We start from the raw sequence: 19,478 nt of genomic DNA, 5'->3' as shown, positions 1-19,478 counted from the left end.
TCTTTGGACGTGGTCCGTTGTACCCTGCATGGTACTTATGACCACCACCGCCATCCACCTGCTGCTGCTCACCGACCTGGTCGCCGACCTGCCCGTGGCCGTGCGCCTGCAGCGCCTCGTCGGCAGCCTGCGCGCGCACTTCGGCTGCGAGGCCGTGGCCTTGCTGAAAATCGATGGCGAGCACCTGCGCCCCGTGGCGATGGCCGGCCTGGCCAGCGACGCGCTGGGACGCCGCTTCGCCGTCGCCGACCATCCGCGCCTGGCCGCCATCCTGCAGCGGCGCGGCGTGCTGTGCTTCCATCACGACAGCTCCCTGCCCGATCCCTACGATGGCCTGATCGCCGAGCGGGCTGGCGAACCGCTGCCCGTGCACGACTGCATGGGCATGGCGCTGGACCTGGAAGGCGAACGCTGGGGCGTGATCACGCTCGACGCGCTGCAGGTGGGCACCTTCGATACGCAGGCGCAGCGCGACCTGGGTGAGCTGGCCTGCGCCATCGAGGCGGCCGTGCGCGTGACCCGCCTGGAGACGGAAATCCGCGCCCTGCGCCTGTCGGGCGGCGCCATGCTGGCCGATGCGCAGGCGCCGCGCGAGGAACACGATTTCGTCGGCCAGAGCAGCGCCATCACGCATTTGCTGCACGAATTGCAGGTGGTGGCCGATTCCGAACTGCCCGTGCTGCTGCTGGGGGAAACGGGCGTGGGCAAGGAGCTGTGCGCGCACCGCCTGCACCGGCTGTCGCGCCGCGCGGGCAAGCCTTTGATCCACGTCAATTGCGCGGCCTTGCCCGAGTCCCTGGCCGAAAGCGAATTGTTCGGCCATGTGCGCGGCGCGTTTTCCGGCGCCGTCAGCGACCGGCCCGGGCGCTTCGAGGCGGCCGAAGGGGGCACCCTGTTTCTCGATGAAGTGGGGGAATTGCCATTGTCGATACAGGCCAAGCTGCTGCGCACCTTGCAAAATGGCGAAATCCAGCGCCTGGGCGCGGACCGGCCGCGCCGGGTCAACGTACGCGTGATCGCCGCCACCAACCGCAGCCTGCGCGAACATGTGCGCGACGGCTCGTTCCGCGCCGACCTGTATCACCGATTATCCGTGTATCCCGTGCCGATTCCGCCGCTGCGCGAGCGGGGCAATGACGTGCTGCTGCTGGCCGGGGGATTCCTGGAACTGAACCGCGCGCGCCTGGGCTTGCGCAGCCTGCGCCTGTCCGCCGCGGCGGAAAACGCCTTGTGCCATTACCGCTGGCCGGGCAACGTGCGCGAATTGGAACATGTGATCAGCCGGGCCGCGCTGAAAGCCGTGATCCGCGGCGCGAACCGCAAAGAGATAGTAACGCTGGAAACGGATATGCTCGACCTCGATGCGCTGGAAGCGCCGGCCGGCGCGGACGCGCTGCCGCTGGCGCCAGCGTGCGGCACGCCGGCGGCATCGCCGCTGTCCATGCATCAGATCGTGGAAGCGAGCCAGCGCCAGGCCATCCGGCAAGCGCTGATCCTGCATCAGGATAACTGGGCCGCTGCGGCGCGGCAATTGGGACTCGACGCCAGCAATTTACATAAACTGGCGCGCAGGGTCGGCTTGAAAGCCTGAGCCGAGCTCAAACTCAGCGGTGAGTGACCAGGCTGCTCGGCAAGCTGTGCAGGTAGGCTGCCAGGTCCTTGATGTCCTGGTTGCTCAGCGGTTTTACCTGGCCCGTCATGATGGCGTTGTTGCGGCCGTTGGCCTTGTCGCCCCGTTTATACGCGGTCAGCGCGTGTTCCAGGTAATCCTTGTGCTGGCCCGCCAGTTTCGGGTACGACGGATCGATGGGCGAACCGTAATCCTTGCCGTGGCAGGTGGCGCAGCTGTATTTTTCGGCCAGGGCTTTACCTGTATTGATATTGCCGGCGGCGCTGGCGCCAAACGAGACGGTGGCGCAAACGAGGGCGGCGAGTAGTGTTTTCATCGGGCTGGTCCTCAGTTCGTCTTGGCTTGTTGCGCATAATACGCGGCGACATCGGCGATATCCTGGTCCGACAGACTGCTGGCGATGCCCTTCATGCTGGGGTGCTTGCGGTCGCCCTTCTTGTAGGCCTGCAGCGCATTCTCGATATATTTTGCCGGCTGGCCGCCGATCATCGGCACCTGGAATACTTCAGGGAAGGTTGCCTTGTAACCGGGAATGCCGTGGCAGCCGATACACATTTCCACCTTGGCAGGGGCTGCCTTGGCGTTTCCTACAATGTCAGCCGCTGTGACGGCATTTGCTATGCCGGCAAGCACGAGAAGTGCAAATATTTTTTTCATAGTGGCAATGTGAACAAAGGTAATCGGAGAAACGCCAGAGCTGGTTTTTATTGATTTTATGTATTGACAATTAAGGTTGCCAATTAATCTGCTGCTTGCCGATTCTAGCCAAGATATTCTTGCAAGTCCACCTATAAAACCCGCATTGTAGGCAGGCAGGCACAGGCCGCCTGCGTGACGCTGGGCCACAGTTCTGTTTATACTCACCATTTCCCCACTTTGGCAGACCGCTCATGCAAGCACAGCACCCCCAGCAAGGCCAACGCTTCGAAGGTTCCGACAGCTATGTCGCCACCGCCGACCTGAAACTGGCCGTGAATGCGGCGCTGACCCTGCAACGCCCGCTGCTGATCAAGGGCGAGCCGGGCACGGGCAAGACCATGCTGGCCGAGGAAGTGGCCGCCGCGCTGAACATGCCGCTGATGCAATGGCATATCAAATCGACCACCAAGGCGCAGCAGGGCCTGTACGAATACGACGCCGTCTCGCGCCTGCGCGATTCGCAGCTGGGCGACGAGCGCGTGCGCGACATCCAGAACTACATCGTCAAGGGCGTGCTGTGGCAGGCGTTTACGGCGCCTGAACCGGTGGTGCTCTTGATCGATGAAATCGACAAGGCCGACATCGAATTCCCCAACGACCTGCTGCGCGAACTGGACCGCATGGAATTCTATGTGTATGAAACGCGCGAAATGGTCACGGCGCGCCACCGTCCGCTCGTCATCATCACCTCGAACAACGAGAAGGAATTGCCGGACGCCTTTTTGCGCCGCTGCTTCTTCCACTACATCAAATTCCCGGACAAGGACACGATGGAGCAGATCGTCGCCGTCCACTACCCGCACCTGAAACAGGAATTGCTGGCGCAGGCGCTGCAAACATTCTATGAAGTGCGCGACGTGCCGGGCCTGAAGAAAAAACCGTCGACGTCGGAATTCCTCGACTGGCTCAAGCTCCTGCTGGCCGAAGACATCCCGGCCGAAGCCTTGCGCAGCAAGGACAACAAGGCCGTCGTGCCGCCGCTGCACGGCGCGCTGCTGAAAAACGAGCAGGACGTGCACCTGTTCGAGCGCCTGATGTTCATGTCGCGCACCAACCGTTAAGGAGCGCCGGTGAACGACATCAGCCCCGACAAGGTCTTCGTCCCCCTGGAACTGCACGGCATCCGCCTCGAAGCGCTGGCGCCGCACCATGCGGCCGGCCTGCGCGCAGCGGCCATGGATGGCGAACTGTGGAACTTGCGCGTCACCTCCGTGCCGGAGCCGGACCAGGTGGACCAGTACATTTTCAAGGGCATCGAGATGCGCCCTTCGCGCTTCGCCTTTGCCGTCATCGATGCGGCCAGTGGCGAGGTGCTGGGCACCACCAGCTACCACGACGTGGTGCCAGAGGTAAAACGCCTGGAAATCGGCTACACCTGGTATGCGAAGCGCTGCCAGCGCAGCCACGTCAACACCACCTGCAAATTGCTGCTGCTGACGCACGCCTTCGACACGCTGGGCTGTGCGCTGGTGGGCCTGCGCACCGATAATTTCAACCATGCCTCGCAGGCGGCCATCGAACGCCTGGGCGCGAAAAAGGACGGCGTGCTGCGCCACCATGCGCTGCGCCGCGACGGCACCGTGCGCGACACGGTCATGTACAGCATCACGCGGGGCGAGTGGCCGGAAATTGCCGCGCATTTGCGCTACAAGCTGGCGCAGCGCCCCATCGCCGCGCTGCCCCGCGCGGGGGAACCCGCGCCATGCTGATCGATTTCTTCTTCACGCTCAAGGATGCGAAGATTCCCGTCTCGATCAAGGAGTTTTTGACCTTGCTTGAGGCGCTGCAAAAGAACGTCATCGACGCGTCGATGGATGATTTTTACTATCTGGCGCGCCTGACCCTGGTCAAGGACGAAGCCCATTTCGACAAGTTCGACCGCGCGTTTGCCCAGTATTTCAAGGGCGTCAATGCGGCCTTCGACACGAACGCGGCGATACCGCTTGACTGGCTGCTGAAACGCATGCAGCGCGAGCTGTCCGAAGAACAGAAGGCGCAGCTGGAAAAATTCGGCTATGACAAGCTGATGGACCGCCTCAATGAACTGCTGAAGGAGCAGAAGGAACGCCACGAAGGCGGCAGCAAGTGGATCGGCACGGGCGGCACGTCGCCATTCGGCAATGGCGGCACGAACCCGGAAGGCATCCGCATCGGCGGCAAGGGCGGCAACCGCACGGCCGTGAAAGTGTGGGAAGCGCGCAGCTACAAGGATTACGACGGCGAGCGCGAACTGGGCACGCGCAACATTAAGGTCGCCTTGCGCCGCCTGCGCAAATTCGCGCGCGAAGGCGCGGAGGACGAACTGGCGCTGGACGCCACCATCGCCGCCACGGCGAACAACGCGGGCTACCTCGACATCAGGATGCGGCCCGAGCGCAAGAACCGCATCAAGGTGCTGATGCTGTTGGATGTGGGCGGCAGCATGGATGACCATATCGAGCGCACCGAGGAACTGTTTTCGGCGGCGAAGACGGAATTCAAGAACATGGAGTTCTTTTACTTCCATAACTGTGTCTACGACTATTTGTGGAAGAACAACCGGCGCCGCAATGCCGAACGTTTTCCCACCTGGGACGTGCTGCGCAAATACCCGCCCGACACCAAGCTGATTTTCGTCGGCGACGCCACCATGAGCCCCTATGAAATCCTGCAGCCGGGCGGCAGTGTCGAATACAACAACGAGGAAGCGGGATCGACGTGGCTGGCGCGCTTTACCCAGGCGTTCCCGAAATTCATCTGGCTCAATCCCGAATCGGAGGGATTGTGGCAATACCGCCAGTCGATCGGCGTAATGCGGCAGTTGATGAACAACCGCATGTTCCCACTGTCGATCGACGGGCTGGAGCGGGGCATGCGCCTGCTCAGTAAATAAAAACGCATAACAAAAAGTCCATGGCGGCAGGGGGCCGCCATGCCGTACACTGCGACACGGCACTACCGTGCGGAGCATCTCCGCTGCGGGCGGGTACCATACGCTGATACCAGCCCTGCCCAACCTGCTGCATCCTGTGCGCGGCCGCCATGGCCGCGACACTGTTCGATTGCGCACATCGTGCGCGCCTTCTGCTCCGGTAGAATCGGCGCATCGCTCTGCGCAAACCATGCACCACCGCTGCACCACGACATTGCCGCGCCAGCCCCCGTGCTGCCGGCCGGTGCCAGCGCCATTTTCAAAGGAATGAGCATGCAAAGTCTGATCTCGATCGCCGCCGACCTGTCCTGGCCGTTCGCCATCACCCTGGCCTGGGTGGTGGGCGAATTCGGCCACCGCTGGACTGGCCTGCCGCGCATCAGTTTTTACGGCGTGATCGGTTTCGTCCTCGCCCAGACGCAGGTGGGCATCCTGCCGCAGACGGACGCCGGCCCCATGCTGGTGCTGGCCGACGTGGCCTTCGGCCTGATCCTGTTCGAGGTCGGCTACCGCATCAACCTGCGCTGGCTGAAGAACAACCCGTGGATCGCCGTCACGGGCCTGGTCGAATCCTTGCTGACCTTTGCCGTCGTCTACTTCATCGGCATCGAATTCGGCAGCACCTCGATGACGGCGCTGCTGCTGGCATCGCTCGCCATGTCCACCTCGCCGGCCACCATCATGCGCGTCATCAACGAGGAACGCAGCTCGGGCCAGGTCACGGAACGCATCGTCCACCTCACGGCCCTGAATTGCGTACTGGCCGTCTTCACGTTCAACATCATCGTCGGCTTCTGGATGTTCCAGAGCTCCACCGACCTGATCGAGGCGAGCAGCAGCAGCGCCGCCGTGCTGGCCGCCTCGGTGGCCGCCGGTACCGTCTTCGGTATCGTCGTGCCGGCCATGCTGCGCCGCCTGGGCAATATGGCGCAGGACGCCACCGTAGCGTTCGCGCTGTCGGTGATGCTGCTCGTCGCCCTGACCTACACCACCAGCCTGTCGCCGCTCTTGGCCACGCTCACCTTCGGCCTGGTGGCGCGCCACCGCCGTGTCGCCTTCAGCCAGGCGCAGCGCAATTTCGGCGCCATGGGCGAGCTGCTGACGGTGCTGCTGTTCGTATATGCCGCCTCGACCCTGGAATGGGCCAGCGTGACGGCCGGCGCGGGCCTGGCCCTGGCCGTCGTCGGCGGACGCTTGCTGACGAAGGTCGTTGGCGTGGCCGCGTTTTCGCACGTCAGCGGCATTTCCTGGCGCAAGGGTGTGCTAACGGGCGTGGCACTGACGCCCGTTTCCGTCTTCATCATCCTGCTGCTGGAGCACGCGCGCCAGCACGGCGTGAACTTCGGCGACGAATTGAACGCCCTGGCCGCCATCACCCTGGGCCTGGAACTGGTCGGCCCCGTACTGGTGCAGCGCGTGCTGATGCTGGCCAAAGAAACCCATGAAATCAAGGAGCGCTAAATGCCGCTGGAACCCTTTGGCCAATCGGCCGCGCTGACCTTCGGCGTCGAACTCGAACTGCAACTGGTGAACCTGTCGGACTATGACTTGACGGCCGCCAGCCCCGACCTGCTGCACCTGCTGAACAAAAAACCGTTCCCCGGCAACGTCACGCCGGAAATCACCGAGAGCATGATCGAGATTAACTCGAGCGTGCACACGCATCACGGCCCCCTGCTGGAGCAGTTGCAGGAAATCCGCGACACCCTGATCACGGCCGGCGACAAGCTCAATATCGGCATCGCGGGCGGCGGCACGCACCCGTTCCAGCAATGGTCGTCGCAAAAGATCTTTTCCAAGCCCCGCTTCCAGGAGATTTCGGAACTGTACGGCTACCTGGCCAAGCAGTTCACCATCTTCGGCCAGCACGTGCACATCGGCTGCGCTTCGGGCGACGACGCCATGTTCCTGCTGCACTCGCTGAACCGCTACATCCCCCATTTCATCGCCCTGTCGGCGTCTTCTCCCTACGTTCAGGGACGCGACACCCTGTTCGATTCGGCGCGCCTGAACTCCGTGTTCGCGTTTCCCATGAGCGGACGCGCGCCGTTCACCCTCAGCTGGGACCAGTTCTCCAACGAGTATTTCGCCAAGATGGAGAACACGGGCATCATCAAGAGCATGAAGGATTTTTACTGGGATATCCGTCCCAAGCCTGAATTCGGCACCATCGAACTGCGCGTGTGCGACACGCCGCTGACGGTGGAACGGGCCGCCGCGCTGGCCGCCTATCTGCAGGCGCTATGCCGCTACCTGCTCGAACGACGCGAAACCCCGCCGGTGGAAGACGATTACCTCGTGTATAACTACAACCGCTTCCAGGCTTGCCGCTTCGGCCTCGATGGCGCCATCACGCATCCGAAAACCTACGAAACGATGTCCCTGCGCGAAGACATCATGACCACCCTGCGCAAGATGGAACCGCACGCCGAGGCGCTGGGCAGCACGCCAGCCCTGAAACACCTGTCGGACGTGGCCAAGCAGTGGAGCGATGCGCAATACCTGCGCAAGCAGCGCAATGTGCAGGGCAGCGCGGAGGGGATGGTTGATTCGGCGATCAGATGCTTCCGGGGCGAACCGATGAATTACTGAGGATGCACAAGTGTAATCCGACTGGCGCCGCCAACAATGTTGTCGGATTACGGTCCTTCGGGCCTAATCCGACCTACCCGCTTTTACCCCGACAACGCATGATACTGATGTTGATCAGCCTGGGACCGTAGGTCGGATTAGCGGCATAGCCGCGTAATCCGACAACATTGCGAGCGCGGGATAAAAAATACATGACGGGCCTGGGTCGGTTCCAGACGGGCTTTTACGGCGAACCGCGCAATGTCATGCTGACCGTGCGCACGAAGTTTTAATCAGCTTCCGTACAGCGCCAGCGCCCAGGCTGGCGGACGCAGTTCCAGCGCCAGCGACAGGTAAGCGGGATCGAAGCGCGCCGCCAGCAAATACACATTGGCGGCGCCCTTCGGTTCCCAGTTCCCCGTAAAACCCTTTTCGCCGGCCGCCACGCGCTTGCGGTCGAAGGGCACGGCGCTTTTCGCAAATTCCTCGTGCGTTTTCCTGCCCTGCGCATACGGCGCCAGCCAGGCCAGCGCCTCGGCCAGGCGCCGCGCTTCCGGCGCGCCATACCAGTCGTCGCCATGCGCCTGCGCCATCAGGGCCGTCGCCAGCAGCGGCTCCAGGCTGTAGGTGGTGTAATGCAGGGCGTCGCGCTGCTCGAAGTCGAAGGGCACGCCGCCGGCACCGATATTGCGCGGCACGTGCGCCAGGAAGCGCTCTTTCGCGCGCGCGATCAGCAAGGCGTCGCCCGTCACATACGCGGCGGCCGTGCCGATCTTGATGCGGTGGCTATGCCAATTGTTGCGCGCCGTGGACGGGCCGCCGACCTTGATGGGGTCACTCAGATACCCTTGCGCCAGGGTGCGGCAAAACGCCTGCACCTGCTCGCGCTCGACGCCGTTCAAGCGCTCCTGTACCAGGTCAAAACCCATCAGCAGGCTGGCCAGCTCCGTCTCGTCGACGGGACTGAACGAGGGTGCATAGCTGCCGCTCCAGGCCAGCAGCAGCTGGCGCGCCGCCTCGAAATGCGCCAGCTCGCCCGACAGCCGCCAGGCCAGCGCCTGCAAGCGCGCCTGGCGCCAGTCTTCCTGCGCCTGCTGACTGGTCTCGCGCCCGCCCTCTCCCTTCAGCAAGCCGCCCGTGCGCACTTCGGCCATCAAGTGCACGGGCCGCGCCGCATCCTTGCGCGCCGCCTTGAGCACTTGTTCCGCAATGGCCGGCGCCACCCGCGCCTTGAGCGTGCGGGCACGTGCAGCAGACGTCAGCGCAAACGCCAGCGGCCCCTCATGCGGGCGCGGCGCCGCGCGCAAGCCCGCCAGGGGCAGCGCCAGCAGGCCGGCCAGCAGCGTGCGCCGGCGGATCAGATGCGTACTCAAAACCGCGTCTCCCGCGCCGCGCGCAAGAAATTATCAAGGATGGGCGTGCAATCGAGCAGTTCGACGCCGCCCGCCGAATGGAATTCCGGATGCCACTGCAAGCCCATGACGAAACGCGCCCGCTGATAGCGGATGGCTTCGACGATATTGTCCCCTTGCGAATACGCTTCCACGGTGACGTCGCGTCCCAGATCCTTGACCGACTGGTGGTGGATGGAGTTGACGAGCGCCTCGCCCGTTTTAGGAAACATGCCCGCCAAGGACGAGCCTTTCGGGAAGACGATGGTGTGGCGGTGGCGGTCATACAGGTCGTTGACGTGCGAGGTGGCCCCTTCCACGTCCGAGGCGATGTCCTGATACAGGGTGCCGCCAAAGCCCACGTTGATGAGTTGGCAGCCGCGGCATATGCCCAGCACGGGTTTGCCCGCATCGACGAATTCGTGCAGCAGTTCCAGTTCGTACAGGTCGCGCGCGCGGTCGCCGTTCCATTCGGGCCGTGTGGCAGCCTCGGAATACGTCTGCGGCGAGACGTCGGCGCCGCCCTGCAGCACCAGGCCGTCCAGGTGGCGCGCATAGTGGCGCAGGGTGATGTTGCTCGGGTGTAGCTGGCCGCTGGTATTGACCGTCGGGATCATGAACACCAGCACGTCGCGCGACATGACCCACTGCGCGATCGACTCTTCCAGGTATTGCAGGTTCTTGCTGCGCAGGCCAGTGGCGCCCGGCTCGGGGTGAAAAATGCGCGCCGAGATGCCGATGCGCAGGGTGCGCCGCATGAAATCGCGGCTGGCCTTGTCGCGCATGGAGCGGTAGCGCGACGAGATCACGCGCCAGGCCAGCGCCAGCGGCGTGTCGTTATCCTTCAGGTAGCGGGGCGCGGCGTCGCGCGCACGGTGCTCGTCATCGGGTGCCCGGCGACCCACGCGGTCGGGCCGTGATGGCGCTGGCTCTGGCGCTGCGGGATCGGTGGAAGGGGGAAGCTGGGGATCTTTTTCGTCTGACATGGCGGGGCTGACTGAAAGCGGAGAACGGTTTCAATATAAACCCCTGCTTCCGAAAGCACGATTCAATTTTGTAACAAAAGCATACCCGCGGGGCATCCGCGCAACACGCCGTCGGCAAACGCATACGCCCCGTTTACGCTGGCGGCCCCGCTTTTTAGAGAATCTTTACGCCCCCGCTGCTAATCTTGAACGTACCTCAACCACCGCTGCAAAGCCACCATGGAACCCCATTCACGCCTTCCTGCACATCACGCACTGCCCCACCGCCATCCCCGCCTGCCCACCTTCCTCATGCATATCACGGTCGATAAAGCCTGTCTGGCCGAGCTGCGCCAGCTGGTCGTCAGGACGTGCGGCGGCATGCTGTCGTTCATGCGCGTCGAGGCGGTCGACCATGCCGAACGCATGAAAGTCTGGCTGTGCGTGACGGAACCTGCCCTGCGCTTGACCATGGACGCCGTCATGCGCCTGCTGCCAGCGGCGGAATTTGGCCGCATCAGCCAGGGGAAATCGCTATGAACCAGTATGCCTGCGACCACGCGATGTCGTCGATGCGCATCACCGCGCACTTCCAGGGTATCTGGGTGCCGATGGTCACGCCCTTCCATGATGGCGATGGCGACATCGACTTCGACGCGGCCCAGCAGCTCGCGTGCGAGCTGGCCGCCAGCGGCATCGATGGCCTGGTGGTGTGCGGCACCACGGGCGAAGCGGCCATGCTGAGCGCCGCCGAACACACCATGCTGTTAGATAGCGTGCTCGAAGCCGTCGGCCCCCGCTTTCCCGTCGTGATGGGGATAGGCGGCAGCGATACGCGCAGCGTCGTCTCCGCCGTGCAGCGCTACAACGACCACCCGCTGGCGGGCCTGCTGGTCTCCGCTCCCGCGTATGTGCGCCCTTCGCAGGACGGCATCGCGCGCCACTTCCAGGCCATCGCCGCCGCCACCGACCAGTCCATCGTGCTGTACAACGTGCCGGCCCGCACGGGCGTCAATATCGAACCGCAGACGGCCGCGCTGCTGGCGCGCGACTCGCACTTCGTCGCCATCAAGGAAGCGGGCGGCAAGCTGCAGCAACTGGGCGAACTGCTGCTCGACACGCGCCTGGACGTCCTGTGCGGCGACGATGCCCTGCTGCTGGCCAGCCTGTCCATGGGCGGCCACGGCGCCATGTCGGCCGCCGCCCAGGTGCGTCCCGACCTGTATGCGCAGCTATATCATCTGGTCAAACAGGGCCGCCACGGCGCCGCCGGCGCCCTGTTCAAGACCATGCTACCCGTCATCCGCCTGCTGTTTGCCGAACCGAATCCCGCTCCCGTCAAGGCGGCGCTGGCCATGCAGGGCAAGCTGCGCAACGCCTTGCGCCTGCCGATGACACCGATGTCGGCCGCCGGCCAGGCCGCCCTGGCCGCGGCGCTCGAACCCCTGCTGGCACTGCCCGCATGGACAGCCAGCGACAGGGATGCGCCGCGCGAAGGCTGTCTGCTGCAGCTGGTCTCCCCTGCCAACATCATGCCAGCCGTACGCCAAGATGATCATCGCCATCACGGATGAACGCGGGGGGATGGAGAAATCCATCCTGGCCGGGCGGCTGGCCGCTTCGCGCGCGCTGGCCGGACGCAAAGTATTGCTGCTCGATGCCGATCCGCGCCAGGGCGCCATGGCACAGGCCAGGAACATGCACGACGGCGCCATGCACGGCAGCCTGACGCGGCCGCGCCTGATGGCGCGCGCCATCAGCGCCAAGGGCTTGCAACCGGAGCTCGAACACCTGGTGCACTGCTACCACGACATCGTCATCGACAGCGAGGGCCGCGACTCCATGGGCAGCCGTTCGGCCCTGATCGCCGCGCGCGTACTGGTGGTGCCGCTCGACGGTGTCGCCGACGACGCCGCGCAATCAGGCCTGGCGCGCCGCATCGCGCACGCGCGCAGCGTCAATCCCGAGCTGCGCGTGCTGCTGGCAATGGATACCCAGGCGGCGCCCGCCCATGCCCTGGCCGCGCAGATTCCGGCCGCCCGCGTGGTCAGCCTGGGACAGCTGTATTGCGCCGTTTTCAACCTGCGCTCTTAAACGCTAAAAAGGCGGCGCATGCGCCGCCTCTTCTCTCATCTCCGTTAATTAAAACGTTTTGCTGACCGTCAGCTGCAGCGCCGTCTTGCCCATGAATTTGCCATTCACTGGCGACGCATAGGCCGACTTGCCCGCGTTCGTGCCGATCACGGCCAGCGCGCCTGTCACGACGCCGAAATCGCGCGTGACGCCCACTTTCCAGTCCGTGTAGCTAGCCGCATCATTATTTTTGACCTTCTGGTGGCCCGCGTGCAGGTTGCCGGTCCAGCCGTTCGTCAGGTCGATATTCGCGCCGATATCGAGGTAGCCGCTGTTCTTGCTGTTGACGATGCCGAACAGGTTGGAGACGGCGTGCGAATACTTGATATAGGCGGGGCCGTACGACAGCTGGCCGTAGACTTCCTGCGTGTCCGCGTTGGCCAGGCCGGCGACGTGATTCAAGCCGTTGTCCGCATACACATACGCGAGCACGCCCACGTCATAGCCAACGTCGCTGGTCAACTGGCCGCGCTTGCCCGCATACAGGTCCACTTCCACGTCGCCGCTGCCGCCCGCATCCTTGGTCCACTTGATGGTGGAAGCCCAGGCGCCCGCATACAGGCCCGTCGGGTTGTTGACATAATCGGCACCGCCCTGCAGCGCCGGTTTCAAGCGCGTTTGCGATATCCCGCGGTAGCGGTAGTCGGACACGCCGGCCACGTTGAAACTGACTTCATTGTCGGGCTTGGCCTCGTCCGCGTGGGCCAGGTTGCCCGTAAAAGCAGTGGCGACGGCAAGTGCAAGTAGCATTTTGTTCATGGTTGTTCTTCTTCATGGGTGGTATGGGCCTTTGCCAACATGGCGCAGCTGGCCCGCCGCTGCAAAAAAATTGCTGCAAAAATTTTAGGTAAAGCGTCCCCCTGGCGCGCGCGGCGCCTGTTTCAAACGGGGGAAAAGAATCGGTTTAGAGCGGCAGCAGCAATCGGTAACCGACGGCCGTTTCCGTCAGCAGGTACTGCGGCTGGGCCGGATCGGCTTCCAGCTTCTGGCGCAGATGGCCCATGTAGATGCGCAGGTAGTGGCCGTTTTCGCTGTTCGACGGCCCCCACACTTCGCGCAGCAGCTGCGGATTGGTGACCACCCTGCCCGCGTTTTTCACGAGCACGGACAACAAACGAAATTCCGTCGGCGTCATGTGCACCAGCTGCTTGTTGCGCGTCACCAGCCGGTCCTTCAGGTCGACGCGCACGTCGCCGAACTGCACCACGCCATCATCGCTGGCGGCGGGCTGGCGCTGGCGGCGCAGGGTGGCGCGCACGCGGGCCAGCAATTCGCCCACGCCAAACGGCTTGGTCAGATAGTCGTCGGCGCCCGCGTCGAGCGCACGGATCTTGTCCTGCTCGTCGACCCGCGCCGACAGCACGATGATGGGCACGGCCGACCATTTGCGGATGTCGGCGATGAAGTCGATGCCGTCGCCGTCGGGCAGGCCCAGATCCAGCACGATCAGGTCGGGCCGGCGCGTGCCCGCATCGATCAGGCCCCGCTGCATGGTGGCCGACTCGAAAATCTGCCAGCCCTCGTCTTCCAGCGCGGCGCGCACGAAGCGGCGGATTTGCGGTTCATCCTCGACCAGCAAGGCGGTGGCGGAAGGTTCGTTCATGTTGGTTTTCCTGTTTCATGATCATTGGCGTCGTCGGGCTCGAGCTCCGGCGGCGCCGGGGGCGTGCCCAGCGGCAGGCTGAAGACGATGGCCGCGCCCTGTCCCGGCGCGTGCGGCTGTGCGTGGATGGTGCCGCCGTGGGCTTCGACGATGGCGCGGCAAATGGCCAGCCCCAGTCCGACGCCCGGCTTGTTCGATTCGCGCTCGCCGCGCGTGAATTTTTCAAAGATGGCTTCTTCGCGACCGGGCGGCAGGCCCGGGCCATCGTCAGACACCGTCACCTGCAGGAACTGGCCGTGCACCCCGGCCGCGACCGTGATGGTGCTGCCGGGCGGCGTGTACTTGGCCGCGTTTTCCAGCAGGTTGCACAGCACGCGCTCGACCAGCACGGCGTCATAGCGCACCAGCGGCAAGTCCGGCGCCAGCTGCGTCAGCACGGCATGCTGCTGCAATTGCGGACCGCTGGCGCGCAGCGCGCTGCCCACCACTTCTTCCAGCGCCTGCCATTGCAGGTTCAGGCGCACCTGGCCGCTCTCGATGCGCGCCATGTCCAGCAAGTTCGCCACCAGGGCGCTCATGCGCACGGTTTCGGACTGCAGCGAGCGCGCCATGTCCAGCTGCGCGGGCGACAGCGCGGGCCGCGACAAGGCCAGCGATTCAGCCAGGCCCACCAGCGACGTCAGTGGCGTGCGCAAGTCGTGCGACAGGGCCGCCAGCAGCGAATTGCGCAGGCGCTCGGACTCCATCTGCAGCAGCGCTCCTTGCGCCACATCGATGTAGTGCACGCGTTCGAGGGCGATGGCCGCCAGGGCGGCAAAGGTATCGAGGTGCTGGCGCTGTTCCGGCACCAGCAGCCAGCGTCCACGCTGCGTGCCCTCGAGCGGCAGCAGCGCCAGCACGCCTCGCGTGCGCATCGGCGCGATCAGCGGCAGGTAGAAAATGGGCGACGCCGGCAAGGTGTCGGTGCCCGTCCCAGCCGCCTGCGCATGGTCGAAGGCCCACTGCGCGATGCCGATATCGAGTGCCTCGCCGCCGTTCGGGGCCTGCAAGCTTCCCTCGTCATCGGGCAGCAGCAAGGTGGCGCGCGCGCGGAAAGCCCGTTCGATGGCGCTTTTCGTGATGTCGAAAATCTGTTCCGTCTGCAGCACGCCGGACAGCTCACGCGAAAATTCATACAGGGCGCGGGCGCGTGCTTCGCGGTGCGAAGCCACGCGCGCCTGGAAGCGCAGGCCAGCCGTCAGGTGGCCCGTGATCAGGCCCACGGCCAGCATCACGCCAAACGTGATCACGTACTGGAAATCGCCCACGGCAAACGAAAAGCGCGGTGGCACGAAGACGAAATCAAAACAGGCCACGCCCACCAGGCTGGCCAGCGCCGCCGGCCCGCGCCCCAGGCGCACGGCCACCAGCACTACCGTCAGCAAGGACAGCATGGCGATATTGGCCAGGTCAAGATACGGCTGCAAGGGGAGCAAGGCGAGGGCCGTGGCCAGGCTGGCGCCGGCGGCCAATATGTAACGCCAATGGCGCGAGGACCGGCGCGGCGCTTCCGCATCGTCGCCCACCGGGCGCCGGGGCGCCGCATCGGCTGGCGGCAAGCCCACTTCGATCAGATCGATATCGGGCGCCAGGCTGGCCATGCGCGCGGCCGGGGGCGCCTGCCACAGGCGCGCCAGCGCGCTAGCGCGGCCACGGCCCACGATCACTTTCGAAATATTCGCATTGCGCGCATAGTCGACCACGGCGCCGGCGATGTCGGCCGACGGCACAATGGCCGTGCGCGCACCCAGGTCCTGCGCCAGTTTCAAGGTTTTCAGGATGCGCTCGCGCTGGCCCGCCGGCAGACGCTGCAAACGCGGCGTTTCCACGTACAGCGCATGCCATTCCGCATTCAGCTGGCTGGCCAGGCGCGCCGTGCTGCGGATCACATGCTCGCCACCCGCATGCGGCCCCACGCAGGCCAGCAGCGCGGCGCCCGTCTTCCACACGGGATTGATGGACTTCTCGACGCGGTAGGCTTGCACGTCATCCTGCACCCGGTCCGCCGTGCGGCGCAAGGCCAGTTCGCGCAGGGCGATCAAATTACCCTTGCGGAAAAAATGCTGGGACGCCCGCTCGGCCTGCAGCGGCTGATACACCTTGCCCTGCTTCAGGCGGCGCAGCAGTTCATCGGCGGGAATATCGACCAGCACCACTTCATCGGCGCGGTCGAACACCGTATCGGGCAGAGTTTCGGCCACGCGCACGCCCGTGATCCCCCCCACCACGTCATTGAGGCTTTCCAGGTGCTGCACGTTGACGGTCGACAGCACGTCGATGCCGGCCGCCAGCAATTCCTCGACATCCTGCCAGCGCTTCGGATGGCGCGAACCGGCCACGTTCGAATGGGCCAGTTCATCCATCAATATCAGCGGTGGCGCGCGGCGCAGCGCTTCATCGAGATCGAACTCGTACAGGGTCTTGCCCCGGTACTCGATGGCCTTCAGGGGCAGCACGGGCAGCCCGTCAAGCTGGGCCGCCGTATCCTGGCGCCCATGCGTCTCCACCACGCCCACCAGCAAGTCCTGGCCATCGGCCAGCAATTTGCGGGCGGCCGCCAGCATCGCGTAAGTCTTGCCGACGCCGGCCGAAGCGCCAAAATAGATGCGCAGCCGGCCGCGCGCGGCTTTCTTTTCCTGCGCCTGCACTTGCGCCAGCAGGGCATCAGGGTCGGGGCGTTGGCTGTCGTTGGGGAGCATGTTGTATTTTAATCTTCTTGGGCTTTGTAGGTCGGATTAGCGCGCAAGCGCGTAATCCGACAACATCGTTGGCCTGGACAGTGGTGGTGTCGGCTTACGCTGCGCTAAGCCGACCTACGCCGACCCAGGCCGACGTTTGCTGACCTGCGCGCCGTTGCCAGCTTACTTTGCCATGGCATCGAGCGCCAGATTCAGTTCCAGCACATTGACGCGTGGTTCGCCGAAAAAGCCGATATACACGGTCTTCTGCACCTTGGCGATGGCGTTTTCCACCTGCGCCAGCGGCACGGCGCGCACGCGGGCCACGCGCGGCGCCTGGTACAGGGCGCCGGCCAGGCTGATTTCCGGATCCAGGCCGCTGCCCGACGCCGTCACCAGGTCGACGGGAATGGCGCGCGTATTGCCGGGATCAGCTTCCTTCAGGGCGGCGATGCGCGCCTTGACGGCGTCCACCAGGGCCGGATTGGTCGGTCCCTGGTTCGAGCCGCCCGAACCGGCGCCGTTATTGGCCATCGGCGCGGTGGCCGATGGACGGCCCCAGAAATACTTGGGCGAGGTGAAGGACTGGCCGATCAGCATCGAGCCGACGGGCTTGCCACCACGCTCGACGATGCTGCCGTTGACTTCATCGCTGAAAGCCAGCTGCCCGATGCCGGCCGTGGCAAACGGATAGACCACGCCGCAGATCACGGTCAGCGCGGCAAACAGGACCAGGGCGGGACGTACGATGGTGCTCATGATGGTTCCTTTAGACTAAATTGAGTGCGGACAGCAGCATGTCGATCAGCTTGATCCCGATGAAGGGCAGGATGATGCCGCCCAGGCCGTAGATCAGCAGATTGCGGCGCAACAGGCTGGCCGCGCCGATGGCCCGGTATTGCACGCCTTTCAGCGCCAGCGGAATGAGCACGACGATGATCAGGGCATTGAAGATCACGGCCGACATGATGGCCGACGCGGGGCTGGCCAAATGCATGATGTCCAGCGCCTTCAGTTGCGGATACGTGCCCACGAAGGCGGCCGGGATGATGGCAAAGTACTTGGCGATGTCGTTCGAAATCGAGAACGTCGTCAGCGAACCGCGCGTCATCAGCATCTGCTTGCCGATTTCAACGATTTCCAGCAGCTTGGTCGGGTTCGAATCGAGGTCGACCATATTGCCCGCCTCCTTTGCCGCCTGCGTGCCCGAGTTCATGGCCACGGCCACGTCGGCCTGCGCCAGCGCCGGGGCGTCGTTGGTGCCGTCGCCCGTCATCGCCACCAGGCGGCCTTCGGACTGATAGCTGCGGATCAGTTTCAGTTTGTCTTCCGGCGTCGCTTCGGCGAGGAAATCGTCCACGCCCGCCTCGGCCGCAATGGCCGCCGCCGTCAGCTTGTTGTCGCCCGTGATCATGACCGTCTTGATGCCCATGCGGCGCAATTCCGCGAAGCGCTCCTTGATGCCGCCCTTGACGATATCCTTCAGCTCCACGGCGCCCATCACGCGGCCATCGTCGACCACCACCAGCGGCGTGCTGCCGCGGCGCGCGATGTCGTCGACGGCGCGCCCCACCTCGGCCGGATACGGCTGGCCCAGCGCTTCCACATACTTTTTCATGGAATCGGCCGCGCCCTTGCGCAACTGGCGCACCTGCTGCTCGCCCGGAATATCCACGCCGCTCATGCGCGTTTGCGCCGTGAAGGGCACGAAGGTGGCGTGCAGGCTGGCCATCTCGCGTTCGCGGATGTTGAACTTCTGCTTGGCCAGCACGACGATGCTGCGCCCTTCCGGCGTTTCATCGGCCAGCGAGGCCAGCTGCGCCGCATCGGCCAGCTGCTGCTCCGTCACGCCGGGCGCCGGCACGAAGCTCGACGCCTGGCGATTGCCCAGGGTGATGGTGCCCGTTTTATCGAGCAGCAGCACGTCGACGTCGCCGGCCGCTTCCACGGCGCGGCCCGACGTGGCGATCACATTGGCCTGCATCATGCGGCTCATGCCGGCCACGCCGATGGCGGACAACAGACCGCCGATGGTGGTCGGAATCAGGCACACGAGCAGCGCGATCAGCACCGTGATCGTCACCGGCGTGCCAGTGCCGGCCGCCGCCACGGAAAACAGCGAATACGGCAGCAGGGTCACGGTGACGATCAGGAACACGATCGACAGGGCCACCAGTAAAATCGTCAGGGCGATTTCATTTGGCGTCTTCTGGCGCTTGGCGCCTTCGACCATGGCGATCATGCGGTCGATGAACGCTTCACCGGGGTTGACGGAGACGCGCACCAGCAGCCAGTCCGACAGCACGCGGGTGCCGCCCGTGACGGCAGAAAAGTCACCGCCCGATTCGCGGATGACGGGCGCCGATTCGCCCGTGATGGCGCTTTCGTCGACGGAGGCCACGCCGGCCGTCACTTCGCCATCGGCGGGAATCACGTCACCCGCTTCGACCAGCACCGTCATGCCCTTGCGCAGGTCGGTGGCCGGCGTGGGCAGCCAGGAAGTGCCGTATTTCGGCGTCTGCATTTTCTTTGCCATCACCGTCTGCTTGAGGGCGCGCAGCGAAGCCGCCTGCGCCTTGCTGCGGCCTTCGGCCAGCGCTTCGGCGAAATTCGCGAACAACACGGTAAACCACAGCCACACGGCGACGGCGAGGATGAAGCCGAACGGCGCTTCGCCCTGGCCACCGCTGATCCCGGCCTGGGTCGCCAGCAGGCTCGTGATGATGCTGCCGACGTAGACGACGAACATCACGGGGCTGCGCCACTGCGTGCGGGGGTCGAGTTTTTTGAACGCATCGACGACGGCGGGGCCGATCAGTGCGGAATCGAACAAAGTCAGGCTTGTGCGTGACATGGTA

Annotated in this window: 18 protein-coding genes; 9 read left to right on the top strand and 9 right to left on the bottom strand. The window is 64.5% G+C overall.

The annotated features are described in order from the left end of the window. The first annotated feature begins 37 nt into the window (after positions 1 to 37). The gene (gene norR, locus ACPJXG_RS03470) at positions 38 to 1,591 is read left to right on the top strand and encodes a nitric oxide reductase transcriptional regulator NorR (RefSeq protein ID WP_425253416.1); all 1,554 of its coding nucleotides are present in this window, start codon (positions 38 to 40) and stop codon (positions 1,589 to 1,591) included. A 13-nt stretch (positions 1,592 to 1,604) separates the two neighbouring features. Here the strand turns inward: norR and ACPJXG_RS03465 are convergent, their stop codons facing one another. Both ACPJXG_RS03465 and ACPJXG_RS03460 read right to left on the bottom strand, forming a co-directional pair. Beyond that, positions 1,605 to 1,946 (bottom strand): c-type cytochrome, encoded by a 342-nt coding sequence (locus ACPJXG_RS03465; protein WP_425253415.1) that lies wholly within the window; start codon positions 1,944 to 1,946, stop codon positions 1,605 to 1,607. 11 nt (positions 1,947 to 1,957) lie between these two features. Further along, complete coding sequence (locus tag ACPJXG_RS03460) at positions 1,958 to 2,287, bottom strand: c-type cytochrome (protein ID WP_034746524.1); 330 nt, start codon at positions 2,285 to 2,287, stop codon at positions 1,958 to 1,960. Between the two features lie 233 nt (positions 2,288 to 2,520). On the opposite strand from ACPJXG_RS03460, the gene ACPJXG_RS03455 reads away from it, so the two are divergent. The 5 genes from ACPJXG_RS03455 to ACPJXG_RS03435 all read left to right on the top strand — a co-directional run bounded on the left by ACPJXG_RS03455 (position 2,521) and on the right by ACPJXG_RS03435 (position 7,832). Next, complete coding sequence (locus ACPJXG_RS03455) at positions 2,521 to 3,390, top strand: AAA family ATPase (RefSeq protein WP_219888207.1); 870 nt, start codon at positions 2,521 to 2,523, stop codon at positions 3,388 to 3,390. A 9-nt stretch (positions 3,391 to 3,399) separates the two neighbouring features. Next, the gene (locus ACPJXG_RS03450; protein WP_176387373.1) at positions 3,400 to 4,038 is read left to right on the top strand and encodes a GNAT family N-acetyltransferase; all 639 of its coding nucleotides are present in this window, start codon (positions 3,400 to 3,402) and stop codon (positions 4,036 to 4,038) included. Continuing rightward, entirely contained in the window at positions 4,032 to 5,201 is a 1,170-nt protein-coding gene (locus tag ACPJXG_RS03445) for a vWA domain-containing protein (RefSeq protein ID WP_070256030.1), read from the top strand. Before ACPJXG_RS03450 ends, ACPJXG_RS03445 begins: the two co-directional genes overlap by 7 nt. A gap of 312 nt (positions 5,202 to 5,513) precedes the next feature. After that, on the top strand, positions 5,514 to 6,701 hold the full coding sequence (locus ACPJXG_RS03440) for a cation:proton antiporter (protein ID WP_035828222.1): 1,188 nt from the start codon (positions 5,514 to 5,516) through the stop codon (positions 6,699 to 6,701). Further along, positions 6,702 to 7,832 carry a YbdK family carboxylate-amine ligase gene (locus tag ACPJXG_RS03435; RefSeq protein WP_046684257.1) on the top strand — a complete coding sequence of 377 codons (1,131 nt, stop codon included), beginning with the start codon at positions 6,702 to 6,704 and terminating at the stop codon, positions 7,830 to 7,832. 272 nt (positions 7,833 to 8,104) lie between these two features. Here ACPJXG_RS03435 and ACPJXG_RS03430 read toward each other — a convergent pair whose 3' ends face one another. Both ACPJXG_RS03430 and ACPJXG_RS03425 read right to left on the bottom strand, forming a co-directional pair. Continuing rightward, positions 8,105 to 9,184 carry an alginate lyase family protein gene (locus tag ACPJXG_RS03430; RefSeq protein WP_425253414.1) on the bottom strand — a complete coding sequence of 360 codons (1,080 nt, stop codon included), beginning with the start codon at positions 9,182 to 9,184 and terminating at the stop codon, positions 8,105 to 8,107. After that, positions 9,181 to 10,188 carry a gamma-glutamyl-gamma-aminobutyrate hydrolase family protein gene (locus ACPJXG_RS03425; RefSeq protein WP_035822193.1) on the bottom strand — a complete coding sequence of 336 codons (1,008 nt, stop codon included), beginning with the start codon at positions 10,186 to 10,188 and terminating at the stop codon, positions 9,181 to 9,183. The genes ACPJXG_RS03430 and ACPJXG_RS03425 overlap by 4 nt, the downstream gene beginning before the upstream one ends. A 219-nt stretch (positions 10,189 to 10,407) precedes the next feature. On the opposite strand from ACPJXG_RS03425, the gene ACPJXG_RS03420 reads away from it, so the two are divergent. The 3 genes from ACPJXG_RS03420 to ACPJXG_RS03410 are packed head-to-tail and all read left to right on the top strand — an operon-like array spanning position 10,408 to position 12,261. Next, a complete protein-coding gene (locus ACPJXG_RS03420) occupies positions 10,408 to 10,707 on the top strand; it encodes a hypothetical protein (RefSeq protein WP_235211740.1) in 300 nt (99 codons plus the stop codon). Beyond that, positions 10,704 to 11,741 carry a 4-hydroxy-tetrahydrodipicolinate synthase gene (gene dapA, locus ACPJXG_RS03415; RefSeq protein ID WP_425253413.1) on the top strand — a complete coding sequence of 346 codons (1,038 nt, stop codon included), beginning with the start codon at positions 10,704 to 10,706 and terminating at the stop codon, positions 11,739 to 11,741. Before ACPJXG_RS03420 ends, dapA begins: the two co-directional genes overlap by 4 nt. Before the next feature lie 10 nt (positions 11,742 to 11,751). Next, positions 11,752 to 12,261, top strand: coding sequence for a cobyrinic acid ac-diamide synthase (locus ACPJXG_RS03410; protein ID WP_425253412.1), 510 nt, complete (start codon positions 11,752 to 11,754; stop codon positions 12,259 to 12,261). 48 nt (positions 12,262 to 12,309) lie between these two features. On the opposite strand, the gene ACPJXG_RS03405 is transcribed toward ACPJXG_RS03410, so the two are convergent. The 5 genes from ACPJXG_RS03405 to kdpB all read right to left on the bottom strand — a co-directional run bounded on the left by ACPJXG_RS03405 (position 12,310) and on the right by kdpB (position 19,474). Beyond that, complete coding sequence (locus tag ACPJXG_RS03405; protein WP_425253411.1) at positions 12,310 to 13,059, bottom strand: TorF family putative porin; 750 nt, start codon at positions 13,057 to 13,059, stop codon at positions 12,310 to 12,312. A 145-nt stretch (positions 13,060 to 13,204) separates the two neighbouring features. Then, on the bottom strand, positions 13,205 to 13,903 hold the full coding sequence (gene kdpE / locus ACPJXG_RS03400) for a two-component system response regulator KdpE (RefSeq protein WP_034746496.1): 699 nt from the start codon (positions 13,901 to 13,903) through the stop codon (positions 13,205 to 13,207). Beyond that, on the bottom strand, positions 13,900 to 16,641 hold the full coding sequence (locus ACPJXG_RS03395) for a DUF4118 domain-containing protein (protein ID WP_425253410.1): 2,742 nt from the start codon (positions 16,639 to 16,641) through the stop codon (positions 13,900 to 13,902). The genes kdpE and ACPJXG_RS03395 overlap by 4 nt, the downstream gene beginning before the upstream one ends. A gap of 162 nt (positions 16,642 to 16,803) precedes the next feature. Continuing rightward, positions 16,804 to 17,379 (bottom strand): potassium-transporting ATPase subunit KdpC, encoded by a 576-nt coding sequence (gene kdpC / locus ACPJXG_RS03390; RefSeq protein WP_425253409.1) that lies wholly within the window; start codon positions 17,377 to 17,379, stop codon positions 16,804 to 16,806. 10 nt (positions 17,380 to 17,389) lie between these two features. Beyond that, positions 17,390 to 19,474: a potassium-transporting ATPase subunit KdpB gene (gene kdpB, locus ACPJXG_RS03385; protein WP_425253408.1), complete on the bottom strand. Its 2,085-nt coding sequence runs from the start codon at positions 19,472 to 19,474 to the stop codon at positions 17,390 to 17,392. Positions 19,475 to 19,478 lie beyond the last annotated feature (4 nt).

The organism is Janthinobacterium sp. NFX145, from assembly GCF_049810325.1.
In the GTDB taxonomy this organism is placed as follows: domain Bacteria; phylum Pseudomonadota; class Gammaproteobacteria; order Burkholderiales; family Burkholderiaceae_D; genus Janthinobacterium; species Janthinobacterium rivuli.
This window is presented reverse-complemented; position numbering and strand designations above follow the sequence as displayed.